20 protein-coding genes are annotated in these 21284 nt (G+C 67.4%); 13 read left to right on the top strand and 7 right to left on the bottom strand.

What is annotated here, in order from left to right:
• The first annotated feature begins 7 nt into the window (after positions 1-7).
• From rplO to V2S85_RS03475, 13 genes are all read left to right on the top strand, one after another.
• Positions 8-487: a 50S ribosomal protein L15 gene (rplO, locus tag V2S85_RS03535; protein ID WP_330701490.1), complete on the top strand. Its 480-nt coding sequence runs from the start codon at positions 8-10 to the stop codon at positions 485-487.
• A gap of 245 nt (positions 488-732) precedes the next feature.
• Entirely contained in the window at positions 733-2100 is a 1368-nt protein-coding gene (gene secY / locus V2S85_RS03530) for a preprotein translocase subunit SecY (RefSeq protein WP_330701489.1), read from the top strand.
• Between the two features lie 38 nt (positions 2101-2138).
• A complete protein-coding gene (locus tag V2S85_RS03525) occupies positions 2139-2786 on the top strand; it encodes an adenylate kinase (RefSeq protein WP_330701488.1) in 648 nt (215 codons plus the stop codon).
• A 146-nt stretch (positions 2787-2932) separates the two neighbouring features.
• Positions 2933-3661, top strand: coding sequence for an SRPBCC family protein (locus tag V2S85_RS03520; protein ID WP_330701487.1), 729 nt, complete (start codon positions 2933-2935; stop codon positions 3659-3661).
• Between the two features lie 342 nt (positions 3662-4003).
• Entirely contained in the window at positions 4004-4372 is a 369-nt protein-coding gene (gene rpsM / locus V2S85_RS03515) for a 30S ribosomal protein S13 (RefSeq protein WP_008831162.1), read from the top strand.
• Positions 4373-4438: 66 nt separating this feature from the next.
• A complete protein-coding gene (rpsK, locus tag V2S85_RS03510; protein ID WP_007011846.1) occupies positions 4439-4828 on the top strand; it encodes a 30S ribosomal protein S11 in 390 nt (129 codons plus the stop codon).
• A 105-nt stretch (positions 4829-4933) separates the two neighbouring features.
• Positions 4934-6001, top strand: coding sequence for a DNA-directed RNA polymerase subunit alpha (locus V2S85_RS03505; RefSeq protein ID WP_330701486.1), 1068 nt, complete (start codon positions 4934-4936; stop codon positions 5999-6001).
• 361 nt (positions 6002-6362) lie between these two features.
• Positions 6363-6785: a 50S ribosomal protein L17 gene (rplQ, locus tag V2S85_RS03500; RefSeq protein WP_036527248.1), complete on the top strand. Its 423-nt coding sequence runs from the start codon at positions 6363-6365 to the stop codon at positions 6783-6785.
• A gap of 229 nt (positions 6786-7014) precedes the next feature.
• Complete coding sequence (locus V2S85_RS03495) at positions 7015-9201, top strand: prolyl oligopeptidase family serine peptidase (RefSeq protein ID WP_330701632.1); 2187 nt, start codon at positions 7015-7017, stop codon at positions 9199-9201.
• A gap of 89 nt (positions 9202-9290) precedes the next feature.
• Positions 9291-9848, top strand: a complete 558-nt coding sequence (locus V2S85_RS03490) for a hypothetical protein (protein WP_330701485.1) — start codon at positions 9291-9293, stop codon at positions 9846-9848.
• Between the two features lie 136 nt (positions 9849-9984).
• On the top strand, positions 9985-11568 hold the full coding sequence (locus V2S85_RS03485) for a class I adenylate-forming enzyme family protein (RefSeq protein WP_330701484.1): 1584 nt from the start codon (positions 9985-9987) through the stop codon (positions 11566-11568).
• Positions 11569-11639: 71 nt separating this feature from the next.
• The gene (locus tag V2S85_RS03480) at positions 11640-12476 is read left to right on the top strand and encodes an IclR family transcriptional regulator (RefSeq protein ID WP_330701483.1); all 837 of its coding nucleotides are present in this window, start codon (positions 11640-11642) and stop codon (positions 12474-12476) included.
• 196 nt (positions 12477-12672) lie between these two features.
• Positions 12673-13722 carry a phosphotransferase family protein gene (locus V2S85_RS03475; RefSeq protein ID WP_330701482.1) on the top strand — a complete coding sequence of 350 codons (1050 nt, stop codon included), beginning with the start codon at positions 12673-12675 and terminating at the stop codon, positions 13720-13722.
• Between the two features lie 34 nt (positions 13723-13756).
• Here the strand turns inward: V2S85_RS03475 and V2S85_RS03470 are convergent, their stop codons facing one another.
• The 7 genes from V2S85_RS03470 to odhB form a co-directional block, all read right to left on the bottom strand.
• On the bottom strand, positions 13757-14377 hold the full coding sequence (locus V2S85_RS03470; RefSeq protein WP_330701481.1) for a trimeric intracellular cation channel family protein: 621 nt from the start codon (positions 14375-14377) through the stop codon (positions 13757-13759).
• Positions 14378-14583: 206 nt separating this feature from the next.
• Complete coding sequence (locus V2S85_RS03465; protein WP_330701480.1) at positions 14584-15546, bottom strand: zinc-binding alcohol dehydrogenase family protein; 963 nt, start codon at positions 15544-15546, stop codon at positions 14584-14586.
• 89 nt (positions 15547-15635) lie between these two features.
• Positions 15636-16382 (bottom strand): TorF family putative porin, encoded by a 747-nt coding sequence (locus V2S85_RS03460; RefSeq protein WP_330701479.1) that lies wholly within the window; start codon positions 16380-16382, stop codon positions 15636-15638.
• Positions 16383-16400: 18 nt separating this feature from the next.
• Complete coding sequence (locus tag V2S85_RS03455) at positions 16401-16841, bottom strand: hypothetical protein (protein WP_330701478.1); 441 nt, start codon at positions 16839-16841, stop codon at positions 16401-16403.
• Positions 16842-16951: 110 nt separating this feature from the next.
• Entirely contained in the window at positions 16952-18418 is a 1467-nt protein-coding gene (locus tag V2S85_RS03450; protein ID WP_330701477.1) for a DUF4403 family protein, read from the bottom strand.
• A gap of 117 nt (positions 18419-18535) precedes the next feature.
• Entirely contained in the window at positions 18536-19933 is a 1398-nt protein-coding gene (lpdA, locus tag V2S85_RS03445) for a dihydrolipoyl dehydrogenase (protein WP_330701476.1), read from the bottom strand.
• A 115-nt stretch (positions 19934-20048) separates the two neighbouring features.
• Positions 20049-21281 (bottom strand): 2-oxoglutarate dehydrogenase complex dihydrolipoyllysine-residue succinyltransferase, encoded by a 1233-nt coding sequence (gene odhB, locus V2S85_RS03440; RefSeq protein WP_330701475.1) that lies wholly within the window; start codon positions 21279-21281, stop codon positions 20049-20051.
• Between the last annotated feature and the right edge of the window lie 3 nt (positions 21282-21284).

Below are 21284 nucleotides of genomic sequence, written 5' to 3'. Positions count from 1 at the left end.
GCAACACATGAAACTGAACGACATCCGTGACAACGCCGGCGCCCGTCACCGCCGCATGCGCGTCGGCCGTGGCATCGGCTCGGGCAAGGGCAAGACCTCGGGCCGCGGCCAGAAGGGTGCCAAGGCACGCTCGGGCGTTTCGATCAACGGCTTCGAGGGCGGCCAGATGCCGCTCCACATGCGTCTGCCGAAGCGCGGCTTCTCGAACAAGAAGTTCGCCAAGGACTTCGCGGAAGTGAACCTGGGCCTCGTCCAGAAGTTCATCGATGCCGGCAAGCTCGACATCACCGGCGTGGTCGATCACGCGGCGCTCAAGGCCGTCGGCCTGGCCCGTGGCGGCAAGGACGGCGTGCGCCTCCTCGCCAAGGGTGAACTGACCGCCAAGGTCACCTTCAACGTTGCCGGCGCTTCGGCCGGTGCCGTTGCCGCGGTCGAGAAGGCCGGCGGTTCGGTGATCGTTCCCGCCAAGGAAGAGGCTGCGGCCTAAGTTCCGGCGCGACACGCGAAGGCATAAGGGAGAGGGCGGGCGCCGGGCGCTTCGCCCTCTCTTGCTGTCGGGTTCCCACGATAAAGTGATGCCCGCACGGCACACCGGGGACGATTCGTGCAGCGCGGGTCTTCCAGACCTCGTCCCAATGTCTATATGGCCAGTTTCCTTCCCGGGTTCGACAAGGCAGGCATGAGCCGCTAAGGGCGAGTCCGATCAGATTCTTCGAGGCTTTTTAGAACGTCATGGCTTCACGCGCCGACAACATCGCCAGCACGCTCAGCCTGGCCAACTTCTCCAAGGCCACCGAGCTTAAGAACCGCATCTGGTTCACCATCGGCGCGCTCATCGTGTTCCGCTTTTTGAGCTTCGTGCCGCTGCCGGGTGTGAACCCGGTCGCGCTGCGCGATCTCTATCTGCAGACGCAGGGCGGCATCCTTGACCTGTTCAACACGTTCTCGGGCGGTTCGCTCTCGCGCATGAGCCTGATCGCGCTCGGCGTGATGCCGTACATCACCGCCTCGATCGTGGTGCAGTTGGCCGCTTCGCTCCATCCGGCGCTCGTCGCGCTGAAGAAGGAAGGCGAGGCCGGGCGCAAGAAGCTCAACCAGTACACCCGCTACGGCACCGTGCTGCTGTGCATCGTGCAGGGCTACGCGATCGCCACCGGTCTCGAGGCGCTTTCGACCTCGCGCGGTCTCGGCGCCGTGGTCGACCCGGGCATCCCGTTCCGCGTCGGCGCGGTGATCTCGCTGATCGGCGGCACCATGTTCCTGCTGTGGCTGGGTGAGCAGATCACCTCGCGCGGGATCGGCAACGGCGTCTCGCTCATCATCATGGCGGGTATCGTCGCGCAGATGCCGACGTTCGCCAGCAACCTGGGATCGGCCTATTCGGCGGGCGACACCGGTTCGATCCTCATCATCGCGCTGATCGCGCTGGTGATCGCGATGATCCTGATGATCTGCTTCATGGAACGCGCCACGCGCCGCCTGCTGATCCAGTATCCCAAGCGCGCCACCCAGCGCGGCATGATGCAGGCCGACCGCAGCCACCTGCCGCTCAAGCTGAACACTGCCGGCGTCATCCCGCCGATCTTCGCCAGCTCGCTGCTGCTGCTGCCGCTGACGATCAGCCAGTTCGCCGGCAAGTCGCTGAGCCCCGAATCGACGATGGGCAAGATCGTGGTCTCGCTCAACCAGTACCTGGGCCACGGCAAGCCGCTCTACATGCTGCTCTACGCGGCCGGCATCGTGTTCTTCTGCTTCTTCTACACCGCCGTCGTCTTCAATCCGGAGGAAACCTCGGAAAACCTGAAGAAGAACGGTGGCTTCATCCCCGGCATCCGCCCGGGCAAGAACACTGCGACCTATCTGGACTACGTGCTGACCCGTATCACGGTGATCGGCGCCGCCTATCTGGTGATCGTCTGCACGGTTCCGGAATACTTCCTGTCGATGACGGGCTTGCCGCTGCTGTTCATGGGTGGCACGAGTCTGCTGATCGTCGTCAACGTCACGGTCGATACGATCACGCAGATCCAGTCGCACCTGCTGGCGCACCAGTACGGCGACCTTATCAAGAAGGCCAAGCTGAAAGGCCGCATGCGCTGAGCGCGTGCGACCAGGGATAACTGAGGGGGACTTAGGGCGTGAATATCATCCTTCTGGGGCCGCCGGGGGCGGGCAAGGGCACCCAGGCGCAGCGTCTGGTCGAGAAGCACGGCATGCGCCAGCTTTCGACCGGCGACATGCTCCGCGCCGCCGTGAAGGCGGGGACGCCGACCGGGCTCGAAGCCAAGGCGGTCATGGAACGCGGCGAACTGGTTTCGGACGCGATCGTCTCGGCGCTGATCGGTGACGAACTCGACGCGATGGGGCCGGACACCGGCGCCATCTTCGACGGCTATCCGCGTACCGAGGCGCAGGCCGAATCGCTCGACGCGATCCTCGATGCGCGCGGTCGCAAGCTCGATCACGTCGTCGAGCTGGAAGTGAACGAGGACGCGCTGGTAGAGCGCATCACCGGCCGCTTCACTTGCGCGACCTGCGGCAAGGGCTACCACGACACGTTCGAGAAGCCCCATGTCGAGGGCACCTGCGACAAGTGCGGTGGCCACGAATTCAAGCGCCGTCCCGACGACAATGCCGAAACCGTGCGCACCCGCATGGCCGAATACCGCGCCAAGACCGCACCGATCCTGCCGGTCTACGAAGCGCGCGGGATCGTCGCCAAGGTCGACGGCATGGCCGACATGGACGAGGTGACCACGGCGATCGAGGCGATCCTCAAGGGATAGCCTCACTCATTCGCCGCGCGCGTACGAACGAAACGGCCCAGGGCAGCATTGCGCCGCCCTGGGCCGTTTCGTTTCGCGCCGCGATCTGGCATGGATGCCATGCAGGCATTGACGGGGCGGTCGCGGTCCGCTCAGGGGGCATCCTTATGAAGTCTATCGCATTCGCGCTGGCGGTTGCTGGCATGGCGCTGGTGCCCACGTTCGCACCCTCTCCGGCACGGGCCAACGTCGCGCAAGTCGCGGCCGGCGGCTTCGTCGTGCGGCATGTGGCGCAAGTCTCCGCCACGCCGGAGGAGACCTGGGCGGTGCTGGTCAAGCCTTCGGTCTGGTGGGATTCCGACCACACCTGGTCGGGCGACGCCGCCAACCTCTCGCTCGACGCGCGGGCGGGCGGGTGCTTCTGCGAGATACTACCCAACGAAGCCTCGCCCAAGGCCTCGCCGCGCGGCGGGGTCGAGCACATGCGCGTCATCTACGTGGAGCGTGGGCGGGCACTGCGCATGGCCGGCGCGCTCGGGCCGCTGCAGGCCGATGCGGCGACGGGCACGCTGACGGTGCAGCTCAAGCCGGACGGCAAGGGCGGCACGCAGCTCTTGCTGGAATATGTCGTCGGTGGCTTCACCCGCACGCCTTTCGAAAAGCTGGCGCCGGCGGTGGACGCCATGCTGGCGGGGCAGGTCAAGCGCCTGACCGGAAAGCTGGGCGGCGCCTTCGCGGAGGCGTTCCCGGCGATCGAGCCGGGTTCCGAAGCGACCTTGCCGCCGGCGGAGCCGGAGCCTGCCGGCCAGCCCGAGCCGGCGGCACCCGCCGAAGACGGCGTGGTGCCGCTCGCCGACCAGCCGCCAGCGGCGCAGGGCGCGCTGGTCGGGCGCTGAGTGTCCGCATCCGGGACGGTTTGCGAGGGCGAAAGCGCCGGATGTCGCGCGCTTTGACTGCGGGCGGGATTTGCGTTAAACATGCGTCACAGGCTCAGCGCAGGCCTCGCCGGTTCGGCGGGGTTTGGCGACTTGTCAACGCCCCGGGCGTTGACTCCGCTCGCGAATCATTCTAAGCGCGCCCTTCACTCGACACCAAACGCAAATCCGGAAGGCCAATATCGCGTGTTTCAGGCATCGCGAGTAACGCCAACCGGACATTTCGCGTTTGACCCGCCCGAGTGTTTTCGCGTTGAGATAGGGATGCGCCTTTGCATCCCTGTGGAGCTGGAGATTTAACAAGTGGCTCGTATTGCCGGGGTCAACCTCCCCACCAACAAGCGCGTGATCATCGCGCTGACCTACATCCATGGTATCGGCCGCACCAAGGCCCTCGAGATCGCCGACAAGCTCGGCATCGACCATACCCGCCGTATCCAGGACCTGTCGGACGCCGAAGTCCTGCAGATCCGTGAGACCATCGACGCCGATCACACCGTGGAAGGCGACCTTCGTCGCGAGACCGCGATGAACATCAAGCGCCTGATGGACCTCGCCTGCTATCGTGGCCTGCGTCATCGCAAGGGCCTGCCGGTTCGTGGCCAGCGCACGCACACCAATGCGCGCACCCGCAAGGGCAAGGCCAAGCCGATCGCCGGCAAGAAGAAGTAAGCCTGACGGGGCGGTATCCGCCCCTCGGTTTTTTCCCTTAGCGATTTATCGATAGGATACACGAACATGGCACGCGAACCCCAGCGCATTAAGCGCCGCGAGCGCAAGAACATCACGAGCGGCATCGCTCATGTGAACGCAAGCTTCAACAACACCATGGTGACCATCACCGACGCCCAGGGCAACGCGATCTCGTGGTCCTCGGCCGGCATGATGGGCTTCAAGGGCAGCCGCAAGTCGACCCCGTACGCCGCGCAGGTGGCCGCGGACGACGCCGGCAAGAAGGCCGCCGAGCACGGCGTCCGCACCCTCGAAGTCGAAGTCAAGGGCCCGGGTTCGGGCCGCGAGAGCGCTCTTCGCGCCCTCCAGGCCGTGGGCTTCACGATTACCTCGATCCGCGACGTCACGCCGATTCCGCATAACGGCGTGCGTCCCTCGAAGCGCCGCCGCGTCTGATCGAGCTAATGCGGGCGGTGACCGGTCACCGCCCGTCTTCGGAACGTCCCGGGCCTCTCCACCAGGCCTTCGGGGCGCAACCGCCATCACTCCCAGGGGAAGTCCATGACTGTCAACATCAAGAACTGGCAGGAACTCAAGAAGCCGAACAGCCTTGAGATCAAGCCGGGACCAGACCCCAAGCTGAAGGCGACCTTCGTCGCCGAACCTCTCGAGCGCGGCTTCGGCCTGACGCTCGGCAACGCGCTGCGTCGCGTGCTGCTGTCCTCGCTGCAGGGTGCGGCGATCACCTCGATCAAGATCGAGAACGTGCTCCACGAATTCTCGTCGCTCGCCGGCGTGCGTGAGGACGTCACGGACATCGTCCTGAACGTCAAGCAGATCGCACTCAAGATGCAGGGCGACGGTCCGAAGCGCCTCCAGCTTTCGGCCACCGGCCCCGCCGCCGTCACCGCCGGTGACATCGCGGTTTCGGGTGACATCGAGGTCATGAACAAGGACCTCGTGATCTGCCACCTCGACGATGGTGCGACGCTCAACATGGAGCTGACCGCCGACTCGGGCAAGGGTTACGTCCCCGCCGTGTCGAACCGTCCGGTCGACGCGCCGATCGGCCTGATTCCGGTCGACTCGCTCTACTCGCCGGTTCGCCAGGTGAGCTACAAGGTCGAGAACGCCCGCATCGGCCAGGAACTGGACTTCGACAAGCTCAACCTGACGGTCGAGACCGACGGCACCGTGACCCCTGAAGATGCCGTGGCTTATGCCGCACGCATCCTGCAGGACCAGCTGGCGCTGTTCGTCCACTTCGAAGACATCGCCCCGGTTGGCGCCTCGCCGATGATCGGCGTGGCTGTCGGCGGCGCGGCGGCTTCGGAAGAGAGCGACACCAACCAGCTCAACCGCTACCTTCTCAAGAAGGTGGACGAGCTGGAACTGTCGGTCCGTTCGGCCAACTGCCTCAAGAACGACAACATCATCTATATCGGCGACCTGGTCCAGAAGACCGAAGCCGAGATGCTGCGCACGCCGAACTTCGGCCGCAAGTCGCTCAACGAGATCAAGGAAGTCCTGTCCTCGATGGGTCTGCGCCTCGGCATGGACATCCCGGGCTGGCCGCCCGAGAACATCGAAGAGATGGCCAAGAAGCTCGAGCAGGAACTGCTCGGCTGATCGGACCTTCCGGTTTCGAAATGAAGAGGGCCTCGCGGGTGACTGCGGGGCCTTTTTCTTTGGGCCGTTGGGAACAGGTAAACATTGGATCGAATTATCTTTCGTCATTGCGAGCGCAGCGAAGCAACCCAGAGCGGCGTAGAACGAACTGCCCTGGGTTGCTTCGCTGCGCTCGCAATGACGATTTAAGGTGGACGTCGCTCCCCACCGGCACGCGAGGATGGATGCCCCTTGACTCCCGCCCCGTTTTCGTATTGAGGGCGCGCTTCACACATACGTGAACAGGCTTTGGGCGATGGTCTAACCACATCGCCCGTCAGGCAGTACCTTGAACGGCTGCCTGACGAACGGAGTAAAGAATATGCGTCACAAGATGGGCGGCCGCAAGCTGCAGCGCAAGTCCGGCCACCGCGCGGCCCTGCTGCGCAACCTGGCCGCAGCGCTGATCAAGCACGAGCAGATCCAGACCACCACGCCGAAGGCGAAGGAACTGCGTCCCTACATCGAGAAGCTGATCACGCTCGCGAAGAAGGGCGGCCTTTCGAACCGTCGTCTCGCGCACGCGCGCATTCTCGACGAAGCGCAGGAAAAGAAGCTGTTCGAAGTCCTCGCCGAGCGCTTCGCCGGTCGCGAGGGTGGCTACACCCGCATCATCAAGGCCGGCTACCGCGCTTCGGACGCCGCTCCGATCGCGATCATCGAGCTGGTCGACCGCGACGTCGATGCCAAGGGCCAGGACTCGGGCCCGGTGCACACCGACGCCGAGGAATTCGCCGAGGCGTAAGCCACGGCGCCCTGACGGGACAAGAGAGCGGTCGCGGACTTCGGTTCGCGGCCGTTTTTCGTTGGCGCGGCGATATTCCCCGAGAACGCGCATGTGCTGGAGCGCGATGACGAAGGGTGGGTTCACTCCGAAGTCATCCCGGGCTAGGAATGTCGCCGAGAAACCGGGAAGCGAGGATGCGAGCGTGAACAGGCTGCGGGTATCGGCGGGGCCCTTCAAACCCTGGGCGATGCGCCTTGCCGTGTCAGTGCTCTTGCTGTCCGGGCTCGATGCCCCCATCAAGGCGGGAGACATGCCCCAGATCAGCTATCCCCAGACCCGCCGCGACGCCGTCGTCGAGACTCACTTCGGCGAGGCGATCGCCGATCCCTACCGCTGGCTGGAGGAGGACGTCCGCCATGCCCCGGAGGTCGCCGACTGGGTCGCCCGCGAAAACGCGGTGACAGAGGGCTACCTCGCCGGCCTGCCGCAGCGCGAGCGGTTACAGCGCCGCATCCGCGCCTTCATGGACTACGAGCGGTTCGGCATCCCGGTGAAGGCCGGGGGCAGCTACTTCTACACGCGCAACACCGGGCTGCAGAACCAGGCGCAGCTGTTCGTGCGCAAGGGGCTGGGCGGGACGCCGAGGCTGCTGCTCGATCCCAATGCCTGGGCGGCCGACGGCGCCACCGCGCTCGACGCCTGGGAGCCCTCGCAGAAGGGCCGCTACCTGCTCTACAGCGTGCAGGACGGCGGCAGCGACTGGCGCATCCTGCGGGTTATCGACGTGCGGACCGGAGAGCGGCTCGATGACGAGATCCGCTGGGCCAAGTTCACCGCGCTGGCCTGGGTGGGCGAGGAGGGGTTCCTCTATTCGCGCTTCCCCGCGCCGAAGGAGGGCGCGGCGTTCCAGTCGCTGAACTACGACCAGGCGGTCTATTTCCATCGCCTCGGCACGCCGCAGGACGCGGACGAACTGGTCTATGCGACGCCGGGCCACCCCGATTACGGGCACGTCGCCGAAGTGACGCAGGATGGCCGGCTGGCGCTCGTCACCAGCCATGTCGGCACGGATGCGCGCTACGAGGTGCGGGTGATCGACCTCGCCAGGCGCAGCCGCGAGGGCTGGAAGGCGGTGCCGCTCGTCTCGGGCTTCACCGACGACTGGAAGCTGGTCGAGGGGTCGGGACAGAAGCTGTGGTACGTCACCAACTGGAACGCGCCGCGCTATCGCCTGGTCGGCATCGATCTTGCCGCGCCGAGCCCGGAATGGACCGAGATCGTCGCCGAGCGGGAGGATATCCTGGAGCGTGCGGGGATCGTCGGCGACCGGCTGGTGCTCAACTACATGCGCGATGCGGCGAGCCATGCGGAGATTCTCGCGCTCGATGGCAGCACCGGCAAGACGCTGACGCTGAACGGCATCGGCACCGCCTCGGGCTTTCGCGGACGGCCGGGCGATCCGGAAACGTTCTACGCCTTCACCAGCTTCAACTGCCCGGCCTCGATCTACCGGATGGACCTGGCGACTGGCGCGACCATGCCGTTCGCGACCCCGAAGATGTGCTATGATCCGGGGGCCTACGTGGTCGAGCAGCGCTTCTTCACCTCGAAGGACGGCACCCGCATTCCGATGTTCGTCGTGCGCAGCCGCGCGGTTGCCAAGGCGAAGCTGCCGGTGCCGACGCTGCTCTACGGCTACGGCGGTTTCGACGTCTCGCTGACGCCGGGCTTCTCCGCCACGCGCATGGCCTGGCTGGAGGCCGGCGGGGCCTTCGCGCTCGCCAACTTGCGCGGCGGGGGCGAGTACGGGCGCGAGTGGCACGATGCCGGGCGGCGCGAGAACAAGCAGAACGTCTTCGACGATTTCATCGCGGCGGGCGAGTTCCTCGTCAGCGAGGGCATCGCCAGGAAGGACGGCCTTGCCATCCAGGGCGGCTCCAACGGCGGGCTGCTGGTGGGGGCGGTGGTGAACCAGCGTCCGGACCTGTTCGCGGCGGCCGTGGCGCAAGTGGGCGTGATGGACATGCTGCGCTTCGACCGGTTCACTGCCGGGCGCTACTGGGTGGACGACTACGGCCATCCCGATCGCGAGGCGGACTTCAAGGTGCTGCGCGGCTATTCGCCCTACCACAACATCCGTGAGGGCGCGGCCTATCCCGCGATCCTGGTGACGACCGCCGATACCGACGACCGCGTGGTGCCGGGGCATTCGTTCAAGTACGCGGCGGCGCTGCAGCACGCCGATCTGGGCGCGCGGCCGCGCCTGATCCGGATCGAGACGCGCGCCGGCCATGGCTCTGGCAAGCCCACCGACAAGGCGATCGAGGAAGGCGCGGACATCCTCGCGTTCCTGGCGCAGTGGACCGGGCTGCAACTGCCGGTCGAGGGCACCATCGCGCATGCCGGCGATGCGGACCCCGTCGCGACGCCGTGAACCGGTTCATGCGCACGACAGCATGAGCGGGCTATCGGGGAATGATTGGGCGGCGCGAACCGTGCGCGCCGGATAGGGCTCTTTTGCCGATGCAGATTTTCCGTTCGCGTGTCGCCGTCTCGCTTGCCGCCCTGGCGGTGTTCTCGGTCAGCGCCTCGCCGGTGCTTGCGCGGGGGCGTGACGACTGGCGGCCCCATCGCCATTACCGGGGCGGCGGGATCAGCGGCGGGGATCTCCTCGCCGGGCTGCTGGTGGTCGGCGGCATCGCCGCGATCGCCAGTGCGGCCAGCAAGAACAGCTCCGACGATCGGGCGAGCGGGCAGGCGGACGAGCCGGAGCCCTATCGCTATCCGGGCGGACCCGAGGCGGGCGGCGATGCCGGCTACGGCGATGCCCCCGCAGGCGAGGGACCGGCGAGCTATCCCGGCGGCCCGGCGGTACAGGGCAGCTTCGGCGCCGCCGTCGATGCCTGCTCGGCCGAACTGGAGCGTGGCGGCAAGGCGGTCGATTCGGTCGATTCGGTCCGCCGCATGGGCGAGCGCTACAGCGTCGACGGGCGGTTGCAGGACGGCCGCCCCTACGCCTGCAGCGTCGACGAGACCGGCCATATCCGTTCGGTCGCGGTCGATGGCCACGGCATGATCTGACGATCGGCGCCGGCGCCCGAACGCCGGCGCGGTATTGCAGGCCCATCCGCCGGCCTGTCATTGCACCGCAGAAGCTTTTCCTGAATATCGACTCTCTGTTTGAAATATCGAACGCAGCAGAGAGGAACCGGGAAGAGTGAGCACTGAGGCCCCCTCCGCGGCCGACGCGGATTCGCAACTTCCTGCCGATGCGCGCACTTTCGCGCAGCTGCTGCGCGCCGTCGCCGCAGCTTATGGCGATGCCGCCGCGGTGACGTTGGAGGAGGGCGGGGACGTCCTCGCCTCGGTGACCTACCGGGAACTGGAGGCGCGCTCGGCGGTGATCGCGCGCGGATTGCTGGCGCGCGGGATCGGCAAGGGCGCGCGGGTCGGCTTCATCCACGGCAATGGTCCCGCCTTCGCGGTGATGCTGGCCGCCGTCAGCCGGATCGGCGCGGTGGCGGTGCCGATCAGCACGATGATCCGGGGCAATGAACTGGTGCGGGTACTGCGCCAGTCCGACGTGCAGGGGCTGGTGCTCCAGCGCACGCTGCTGGGCAAGGACTACGTCGCCCGCATCGGCGAGGCGCTTCCCGAGCTGGAGGGGCAGCAGGGCGGCCGGCTGCGCCTCACGCGCGCGCCATACTTGCGCTGGATCGTCTCGGACGCGGAGGGACTGCCCGAAGCGATCGGCGGCCCCGCCTTCCTCACCGAGGCCGCCGCCAGCGTCGGCGAGGATCTGCTGCGCGAGGTGGAGGCCGAAGTCCACCCGACCGACCAGATGGTGGAGATCTACACGTCCGGCTCGATGGCGCTGCCCAAGGGCGTGCGCCATGCCCATGGGCCGGTCTGCTTCCGCAGCCACACGATGCGCGAGATGATGGGCCACGTCCCCGGCAAGCGGGTCGCCTGCATCCTGCCGATGTTCTGGGTGGGCGGGCTGATGATGTACCTCATCCCCGGCCTGGAGGCGGGGGCGACGGTGGTGTGCAGCGAGAGGACGCTGTCGAACAGCCGCTTCGCCATGGGATCGGTGCCCGCCGAGGAAGACCTTGCGGCGATGCGCGGGCCCCGGCCGTGGTGGGGGCTGGGCATGAGCGAGACGCTGGGCCCCTATTCCTGGGGCGACGACTTTCGCGCGCCGGGGCGGCCGGTCTGCGCGCCGATGGACCATTTCGCGCCGGGCTACGAGATCCGCATCGCCGATGCCGGGGATCGCCCCGTCGCGGCGGGCGAGGTCGGCGAGATGCAGGTGCGCGGCTATCCGCTCGCCAGCGCGCTGCACAAGATCGAGCGGGCCGAGCATTTCACGCCCGACGGCTATTATCGCACCGGCGACATGTGCCTGGTGGAGGAGCGGGCGCAAGGCCGCCGCATCCACTTCGTCGGGCGCGGCGGGGACATGCTCAAGGTCTCGGGCTCCAACGTCTCGCCGGCGGAAGTCGAGATGGAACTGCAGGCGCTCGACGGCGTCCACAGCGCCTACGTCGTTGGCATTCCCGACCGCGAGCGGGGCGCGCTGCTGGTGGCGGCGGTGGTCGCGCGCGGCGATGCCGTGCTGGACTTCACGGCGATCGAGGCGGAGCTGCGCCGCCGCCTGTCCAGCTACAAGGTGCCGCGCGCCTATGTCGCGATCACGCGCGAGGACGTGCCGCTGCTGCACTCCAACAAGGTATCGCGCCGCGAGCTGGCTGGAATGATGGAGGCACGGCTCAGGCCGGGTGCAAGTTCGCGTCAATGAACAGCCGTGTCTATTGACGAACGGGGGGATTTGCCAATAGGCCGGTCGCGTTCGAAATATCGAAAGCTGCCATGTCGCGTTCCTCCCCCGGTGTCGCCCGCGTGGCGGCCATCCTCAACTTCATCGCCGACCATCCCGGACAGGCGTTCGCGCTGACCGATCTCGTGCGCGCGCTCAAGCTCAGCCGGGCGACCTGCCATGCGCTGCTGACCGGCCTGGTGGACGTCGGCTACCTCTACCGCACCACCGACAAGACTTATGTGCTGGGCCCGGCGCTGGCGAGCATCGGGCGGACGGCGGCGGCGCATTTCTCGCCGCTGCAGGTCGCGCAGCCCGAGATGCGCAGCCTTGCTGACGAATTCGACGTGGTCTGCGGCGCCTATTTCCTCGAAGGCGACGTCATTCACCTGCGCGAGCGCGCCGCCTCGCTCAGCCACATCGGCTATCCGGTGCCGCTGGGCACGCGCATGCCGCTGCGCTGGATCCAGGCGATCACCTTCTTCGCCCGCTCCGCCCGCGATGCCGACGCCTGGCTCGGGCGCGCCGACCCGCCGCTGGGCGACGAGCAGCTTGGCCTGTTCCGCGCCGGTATCGCGTTCGTCAGGACGCATGGCTACCTGGCCCTGCTGCGCCGTCCCGGCAGCGAGGAAGGCGAGGCGGGCGTGCGCGTGGGCACCGAGGATCCGCCGGTGCTGCCGCTGGTCGAGGTCGACGCCGCGCGCGTTCATCCGCTGGTGGCGCTGATGGCGCCGATCTACGACAGCCGCGACCGCGTGGTCATGGTGCTGGTCATGGCCGGTTTCCACGGCGCGATGACCGGCGCATCGGTCGCCGAGGCCGGTGGCCGGCTGGCGGAAGCCTGCGCGCGCATCTCCGGCTTCCTCGCCGGGAGCGGCGACGCGGACTGACCGCGCTTCACTGAACGGGCTTGAACGAACGCCCCCGGAGCGACGCATGGCGTTCCGGGGGCTTCGTCGTGCCCGTGGTCCTGATTTGACTGGGCCTGACTTGACCGGACCTGCTCTTTCGGCATATCAAATATAACGAAAATAAATTCGCGATTCCGAATATTCTTAGATGGGATCGCAAGGCGGGAGAGAGGGATTGTCGCAAGTCATCGTCGCGCCCGAGACGCGGGATCTCGAGGAACTGGCCGGCCGGTTGCGGCACTGGCTTTCGGGGCGGCTGCCGGGGGCCACGGCGATCACCGTGGCCAACCTCGCCTATCCGCGCGGTGCCGGGCAGAGCCACGAGACGGTGCTGTTCGACGCGCATTGGCATGAACGGGGGCGCGATCGGACGCAGGGCTGCGCGGTGCGGATCAAGCCACGGGCGTTCACGGTGTTTCCGGACAATCTCTTCGACGAACAGCATGCGATCATGAAGCTCCTGTCCGAGGACGGCGGCGTGCGCGTCGCCCGGCCGCTGTGGTTCGAGGAGGATCCGGCGGTGCTGGGCAACGCGTTCTTCGTGATGGAACGCAAGCAGGGGCGGGTGCCGGTATCGATCCCGCCCTACGCTCGCGAGGGGTGGCTGCACGATGCCTCGCCAGAGCAGCGGCGCAGGCTGTGGCACGGCGCGGTGGAGCAGCTTGCGGCGATCCAGCGGGTGCCGGCGGCGCGGGCGGGGTTTCTCGCCGGACAAGGCGCGGCGCAGCGCGGGCTGGCGCAGGAATGGGACAAGTACCAGCGCTTCACCGCCTGGCTCGAGGAGGCGGGGCCGCAGCCGGTGCTGCGCGACGCGCTGGCGCGGCTTGAGGCGCAGTGGCCCGCGCATGACCCGGAAGGCATCGTCTGGGGTGACGCGCGGATCGGCAACATGATGTTCGGGGCGGACTTCCAGGTCATCGCGGTGATGGACTGGGAGCAGCCTTCGCTGGGCGGCGCGCTGCACGACCTCGCGTGGTTCTGCACGCTGTCCGAGACGATGCATGGCCGCAGTTCCACGCACGGCGCCTATCTGGAGGGCATGGGCACGCGCGAGGAGACGATCGCGCTGTGGGAGCGGATCAGCGGCAAGTCCGCCGATGGCCTTGCCTGGTACGAGGAATTCACTCACTTCAAGATGACTTGCACCGGCGTCCGGCTCGGCCAGTTGCGCGGTACGCCGATGATGGACGAGGCGGCGATGCGGCGGCGGCTCAAGGTCGCCTGAAGGGCTCCGGCAGGGGGTATTGGCGGGGGCGGGGTCAGCTTTCCCCGCGATGCGCCGGCAGGCCCAGCGACCAGTGGATCGCCGCGCCGCGCAGGGCGAAGCCGGCGGCCACCGCGATCGCCCAGGTCAGTCCGGCCGACAGCCCCAGCGCGATTCCTCCGGCGGCGATCCCGGCGGCGAGCGCGGCCGCGGTGACGTAGAGTTCGGGGCGCATCAGGATCGAGGGCTGGCCCGCCAGCACATCGCGCACGATGCCGCCGATGCAGCCGGTGATGACGCCCATCAGCATCGCGGGCACCGGGGGAACGCCCCAGTGCAGCGCCTTGATCGTGCCGAACACGGCATAGACCGCAAGGCCCAGCGCGTCGGCCCACTCCAGCAGGTGCCCCCGCCACCAGCGCACCGGGGTGAACCATGCCAGCAGCGCCACGCCCAGGCACACCGGCGCGACCAGCGGATCGCGCACCCAGAACACCGGCGCCCCGATCAGCAGGTCGCGCAGCGAGCCACCACCGACGCCGGTTATCAGCGAGAAGAACGCGACCGTCACCAGCGTCTGCCGCATCCGCGCCGCGGACAGCGCTCCCGTCAGCGCGAACACCGCGACGCCGACGAGGTCCAGGACGGGGGGCAGGGCAGGGGCGAGCGGTGTCATGGCACGGCCCTTAGCATAGGCGTCGATGCCTGGCCCAATGGCATTTCATGGGGCTCGAAAGGTCAGGAAGCGGGTTTGCGGATGCGCTTGCGCGGCAGGCGATGCCTATGCCGGTTTCGGTCACTTGCCGGAGGCGCCGCCGTTGCATCGAGGTACCGCCAGGTGTCGTCCAGGTGCCGTTGAGTGCCGCTGAGTGCCGCTCGGGATCACGGTTTCATCACCACCCGGCCGAACGGATGGCCCTCTGCCACGAAGCGGTGGGCTTCGACCGCCTCGTCCAGCGCGAAGCTGCGTTCGATCGGCATGACGAGTTCGCCGCTCGCCACTTTCGCGAAAAGGTCGGCCAGCAGGGCGTGGACGCGCGGGGTATGCATGTCGCGCCCGAAAGAAATTCCGTTTATCTGCATGGCCTTGCGGATCATCTCGAAGAACCCGAAGCTTGGCAGCGTGCCTTCCGCCGCGCCCACCACCGCATAGCGCCCATGCCCGCGCAGCGCCTCGACCAGCGCGTCCTTGCCCTTGCCCCCGGCGAGATCGAGCACGAGGTCGACCCCCTTGCCTCCGGTGATCTCCCGGCAGCGCTCGGCGATATTTTCGCCATGATAATCAATGCCATACGCCATGCCCAGCGGGGCGATCCGGGCCAGGCGCGCTGCCGAAGACGCGGTGCCGATCACCGCCGCGCCGGCCGCCGCGGCCAGTTGCACGGCAGCCAGCCCCACCCCGCCGGCCGCGCCCTGCACCAGCACCGTCTCGCCGGAAACCAGCCCGCCATAAGTGAACAAGGCATCCCAGGCGGTCCCGAAGGCGATCGGAACGACGGCCGCCAGGGCCATGTCCATGCCCTCGGGAACCGGGTAGGCATAGGCTTCCGGCACCGCGAAAAGCTCGGCGTGGCTGCCGCTCCAGTTGAAGCCGACGACGCGGTCTCCGGGCCCGAACCGGGTCACTTCCGGGCCGACCGCCGCGACGATTCCGGCCGCCTGATAGCCCGGCACCAGGGGCGTGCGGGCCGGCGGAGTGTGGATCCGGTTGAGCAGGTCGCCGCCCTCGATCGAGATCACCTCGACGCGGATGAGCACGGTCTTCGGGCCGACCTCGGGCTCGGGCAACTCGCCGACCTGCATGACGTCGGGGCCGCCGTTCTCGGTGTACCACACTGCCTTCATCGCACTCTCCCGTGTTTCGGCCTATCCCTGCCAGCAGAACGGCAAGTCCCGCATCTGGTCAATCGGAGAGGGGTGCCCCTGCGCACCGGTCACGGCGTGAAGCGAAGGTAGCCCATGATCCGGCCGCCATGGTGCCGGTCGGTCCAGGGGGAGAGCGGATCGACCTCGTCCGCACCGATCGAAGTGCCCGAGTAGCGCAGGCCCACCGCGATCTTCCCTTCGGCATATTCGGCGCCGACATGGTGGTCGAGGTAATCGCCGCCAGGCCGCAGCCGCGCCGCGCGCGCATCGCCGCGGGAACTGCCGCTGGTGTGGCCGAGACCGCCGTAGATCGTGATCGGCGTTCCGGGAATCCCGGCCGAAAGCTGCGCGTCGAGATAGAGGTTGCTGCCGCCGATGGCGTCCTGCGCAGGGGCGAACGCCGCGCCCACGACCAGTTGCGCCGGCCCGAGCGTTCGCGCCACTTCGCCGGTGATCTCGGCGTAGCTCGTCCCCGCCCGGCCCACGAAGACCTGGGCGCGGACCCCGGCGGTGAAGTCCCAGCCACCGTGTCGCAGGGTATAACGGGGCGCCACGGCAATGCCGATATCGGCGCCGCCGTGCCGCGCGCTGTCCCGCAGCGAGACCGCGCCGACGTCCAGCGCGAGGTCGTAACTCACCGGAATCGAAACCGAAGCTGCAAGCGCTGGCTTGCCGGAACTGCCGCTCAGGCCCCGCTCGCGGTGGTCGGTTTCGACCTCCAGCAAGAACGAAGGTGCCGGCTGTGCCAGCGCGGGCGAGGCAATGAAGACGAGGCCGCCGCAAGTCGCGGCGGCCAGGCACGGAAATCGTATCATCGTATCGGCGGCGATGCGTCAGTTCGCGGCGAAGTGGTGCGCGGCATCGATCGCGGCCAGGGCCTGCGGGCGGTCTTCCGCCGCCGTCGCCGCCAGGTGAGCGCCGATGGCGGACCGCTTGTCCTCGACGAGGTCGGCAAGCTGGCCCTTGCGGCTGCGGCAGTCACCCGGCAACTGGCGGGTGAAGGTTTCCTGCCGGGGAAGCGCGGCGACAAGCTGATGGCTGCCGTCGGCGATCACCCGTTCGACCGTGACGGTGGCGGTCATGATGCAGCGCTGGGTGCTCTGGCGGGCCGGAGGAGAGATGCCGATGGTGCGGGTGCTGGTCGTGACCCTGGCGCGGTAATCGACCTTGTAGGCATTGCTGCGATGCTCGAGATCGACGCTGTGAACGGGCAGGGGGGCAGCCGCAGCGAGGGTTGCTGCGGCAAGGGTAACGGTGGCGGCGATCAGGCTCATGGTATCTCCCTCGGCGTAATTGCCTATAAAATAGGCAAATGTGCACAATGATTGTGCATGACCGAGGTAGGGGTCAATTGCTTCCCGATTGTTTCCCGAGCGTGATTATATCACCGGCCGACCGTGATGGATGCCGTCCCATCGGCCCATACGGGCAGGTAGAGTCCTTGGCCGGCAGCCCGGATCCTGCCGGTACGGGTACGGGTGACCCTCGCATTGATGAGCAGGTCACCTTCGCGCTTGTCCTCGATGGCGCGATCGATCTTGCCCAGCAATTCCGCATAGTCCTTCTCGAAATTCTGGGCGAGGGCCTGGGCGATGGTCGCGCTCATGCCCGGCGTATTGGCGAGGCGCAGGATCAGGTCGCCGCCCTTCATGTCGGTGGTGCCGGTCACCTCGAACCCGTCGAAGCGAATCTGGCGCGAGTTTTCGGCATTGACCGGTGTCCCCGTCATCCAGACCGTTCCCCTGGTGGCTCCGAGCCGGTTGGCGGCATCGCGCGCGGTGAAGGTGACGCCAACGGCGATGCGGCCGCCGGTCGTGCCGTAGACATCGACCTCGTGAAAACGGGCCAGCACCGGCCCTACGCCCGGCACCGCGAAGGAGCGGGCCGAGCGCTTCTGCAGGGCGCGGGCGAGCACCGGCTCCAACTCGCGATAATCGGCGATCACCGGAATGAAGAAGGCAAGCCGCCCGGCTTCGGCCTCCAGCGGCTTTACCGGCGGAAGCGGCGTGGCGGCGGGATCGGGCGGCCGCCTGCCAACGAAAGTCTCGGTCGCAGCCTTGAGCCCGAGCCGCAGCAGCATCCGCTTGCCATCGAGTTCGTAGCCGCCGTACTGCAGTTCCATCGGCTTCACGCGCATCCAGACCGGCGGGTTTTGGCGGTTCAGCGAAACCGTCGTGAAGGCAGCGGCCCAGGCCTGCTCCACCTGTCGGCGAAGCTGCAGCCTGCCGAGTTGACCCGGCAGTTCGCGCTCGAGCCTGGCGATGACGGGAGCCAGTTTGCGATCGGCCTGCTCGGTGAAATCGACGCGTTGCCCAAGGAACTGGGCATGCGGTGAATTGAGCCAGTCGTAGCGGATGTCCACGGTGCCGCGCGGGGTCCAGTCTTCGGCCAGGGCGATGCGGACGGTGGCATGCGCGACGGCGTCGGCAGTGGCCGTCTCACGCTTGAGGACACCGCCGATGTCTTCGGCACGGACCACCGCGTGAAGGGGCATCGTCAGGCGGATTTCCTTGCCCTTGCCGGCGAAAGTCATCGTCCCGCGCGTCACTTCGCCGACGATGCGGCACTTGAGGGGAGGGGTCTTGAGCGTGGTGATGCCGAGATCGACGCTCCTGGATTTCACGCAAGTCTGGCCGGGCTTGTCGATGGTCCAGAGGGTGCGCGGTATCTCCCGGTCGAGCGCGGCGGCAAGATCGGTGAGATCGGCGCGCACCGGCACGGTTATAAGCGAGGCCTGCGGCTCGATCCGGATCGCATCGTGCGCACGGGGCGGAGGCTCGGTACGCTCGCGCTTGCAGGCGGTGAGTGCCAGTGTGGTGGCCAGAATGGGCAGGCTGATGCGCGAGAACATGCGTGAAACGCCCCGTGGAACCATAGTCGCGGAGAAAATCGCGAGGAGGGTGGCGGTTCCACAACGAAAAAGGCCGGCGCTCTCGCACCGGCCCCTTCGCTCAGCCTGACGGCCCGATCACATGTGGATCGGCTTGCCCGTCACGGCCATCGCCGCTTCCTTGATCGCTTCCGAGTGGGTCGGGTGCGCGTGGCAGGTGTAGGCGATGTCTTCCGAGGTCGCGCCGAATTCCATGGCCTGCGCGGCCTGTGCGATCATCGTGCCCGCCACCGAGGCGATGCACCACACGCCGAGCACGCGGTCGGTCTCGGCATCGGCGATGACCTTCACGAAACCGTCGGGCTCGTGGTTGGTCTTGGCGCGCGAGTTCGCCAGCATCGGGAACTTGCCGACCTTGATCGCACCGCGCTCCTTGGCGGCTTCCTCGGTCAGGCCCACACCCGCGATCTCGGGCTGGGTGTAGACCACGCCGGGGATGACGTCGTGGTTCACGATGCCGGTCAGCCCTGCGATGTTCTCGGCGACGGCGATGCCTTCGTCCTCGGCCTTGTGCGCGAGCATCGGGCCGGGAATCACGTCGCCGATCGCCCAGACGCCGTCCACCTTGGTGGCGAAGTCGTGGTCGGTTTCGATCTGCGCGCGGGCGTTCAGTTCGAGGCCGATGTTGCCGAGGCCCAGGCCCTCGGTGTTCGGGCGACGGCCGATCGAGACGAGGACGACGTCGGCCTCGATCACTTCGGCGTCACCACCCTTGGCGGGCTCGACGGTGACCTTGGCGATCTTGCCCTCGACGGTCACGCCGGTGACCTTGGTGCCGAGCTTGAGGGCCATGCCCTGCTTCTTGAAGATCTTGGCGGCTTCCTTGCGGACGTCGCCGTCCATCCCGGGGAGCAGCTGGTCGAGGAATTCGACCACGGTGACTTCCGCGCCGAGACGACGCCACACCGAACCCAGCTCCAGGCCGATCACGCCGCCGCCGATGACGACCATCTTCTTGGGAACCGAAGCCAGTTCCAGCGCGCCGGTGGAATCGACCACCACGCCGCCTTCGTTGTCGATCTCGACGCCCGGAAGCGGGGTGACCGACGAGCCGGTGGCGATGACGATGTTCTTGGCGGTCACGGTCTTGCCCGCGACTTCCACGCTGTGCGCGTCCTTGAACTGGGCGTAGCCCTTCAGCCAGTCGACCTTGTTCTTCTTGAACAGGAACTCGATGCCGCCGGTCAGGCCCTTGATCGCGTCGAGGCGCTGGCCCTGCATGGTGGGCAGGTCAAGCTCGGGGGTCACCTTGATGCCCATCGCGGCCATCGCGCCGCCCTTGGCCGCCTCGAAGTATTCCGAAGCGTGCAGCAGGGCCTTCGAGGGGATGCAGCCCACGTTGAGGCAGGTGCCGCCCAGCGTCTCGCGCCCTTCGGCGCAGGCGGTCTTCAGGCCCAACTGCGCCGCGCGGATCGCCGCGACATAACCGCCGGGGCCGGCACCGATGACAAGGACGTCGTAGTCGTAATCAGCCATTGTTGGCCTCCTCACGCTCGTGCTTCGCACAATCAGTCACGAGCGGTAATAATCGTTTCAGCGCAAGTGAAAACCCCGCCCGACCAGAGTTCGGGGCGGGCGGGGCTTGTCAGTCTCAGAGGTCGATCAGCAGACGGGTGGGGTCTTCGATCGCTTCCTTGATGGTCTTGAGCGCGGTGACCGCCTCGCGGCCGTCGATCAGGCGGTGGTCGTAGGACAGCGCGATGTACATCATCGGGCGGATCACGATCTCACCGTTGCGGACCACAGCGCGGTCCTCGATGCGGTGGAGGCCCAGCACCGCCGACTGCGGCGGGTTGATGATCGGGGTGGACATGAGGCCACCGAACACGCCGCCGTTCGAGATGGTGAAGGTGCCGCCGGCCATGTCGGCCATGGTCAGCGTGCCTTCCTTGGCCTTCTTGCCGAAGTTCGCGATGGCCTTCTCGATGCCGGCGAAGCCCAGCTTGTCGCAGTCCTTGACGACCGGGACGACGAGGCCGTTCGGGGCCGAGACCGCGATCGAGATGTCGACGTAGTCGTGGTAGACGATCTGATCGCCGTCGATCTGCGCGTTGACGGCCGGGATGTCCTTCAGCGCCAGGACCGAAGCCTTGGCGAAGAACGACATGAAGCCCAGCTTGATGCCGTGCTTCTTCTGGAACACGTCCTTGTACTTCTCACGCGCTTCGATGACGGCCGACATGTCGACGTCGTTGAAGGTGGTGAGGAGGGCGGCGTTGTCCTGCGCGGACTTGAGGCGCTTGGCGATCGTCTGGCGCAGGCGCGTCATCTTCACGCGCTCTTCGCCGCGCGCGGCGGGAGCGGCAGCAGCAGCCGGGACCGACGCGGCAGGCGCCGAGGCTGCGGGCTTGTTCTTGGCGGCTTCGAGGACGTCGTCCTTGGTGATGCGGCCGTCCTTGCCGGTGCCCTTGATCGACGCGGGGTCGATGCCGTGCTCCAGGATCGCGCGGCGCACGGCCGGCGAGAGGACCGATGCACCGGCCGAGGCTTCGTCAGCCGCGGGAGCCGGGGAAGCAGCCGGGGTCGGTGCGGGGGCCGAGGCGGCGGGAGCCGCAGCGGCGGGCTTGGCGGCTGCGGGAGCGCCTGCGCCCTCTTCGATCGTGGCGATCAGCGCGCCGACGACGACGGTGTCGCCTTCGGCCACGAGTTGCTGGCCCATGGTGCCCGCGTGGGGCGCCATGACGTCGATCGCGACCTTGTCGGTCTCGAGGCTGGCGATGGGCTCGTCAGCGGCAACGGCTTCGCCGGGCTGCTTCAGCCACTGGCCGATGGTGGCTTCGGCGACGGATTCCCCAAGGACGGGGACCTTGACTTCGGTGGTCATGAT

It is taken from the genome of Novosphingobium resinovorum, from assembly GCF_036352595.1.
GTDB classification, from domain to species: Bacteria; Pseudomonadota; Alphaproteobacteria; order Sphingomonadales; family Sphingomonadaceae; genus Novosphingobium; species Novosphingobium resinovorum_B.
Note: the sequence above shows the minus strand (reverse complement) of the source record. Positions and strands in the feature narration are given on the sequence as shown.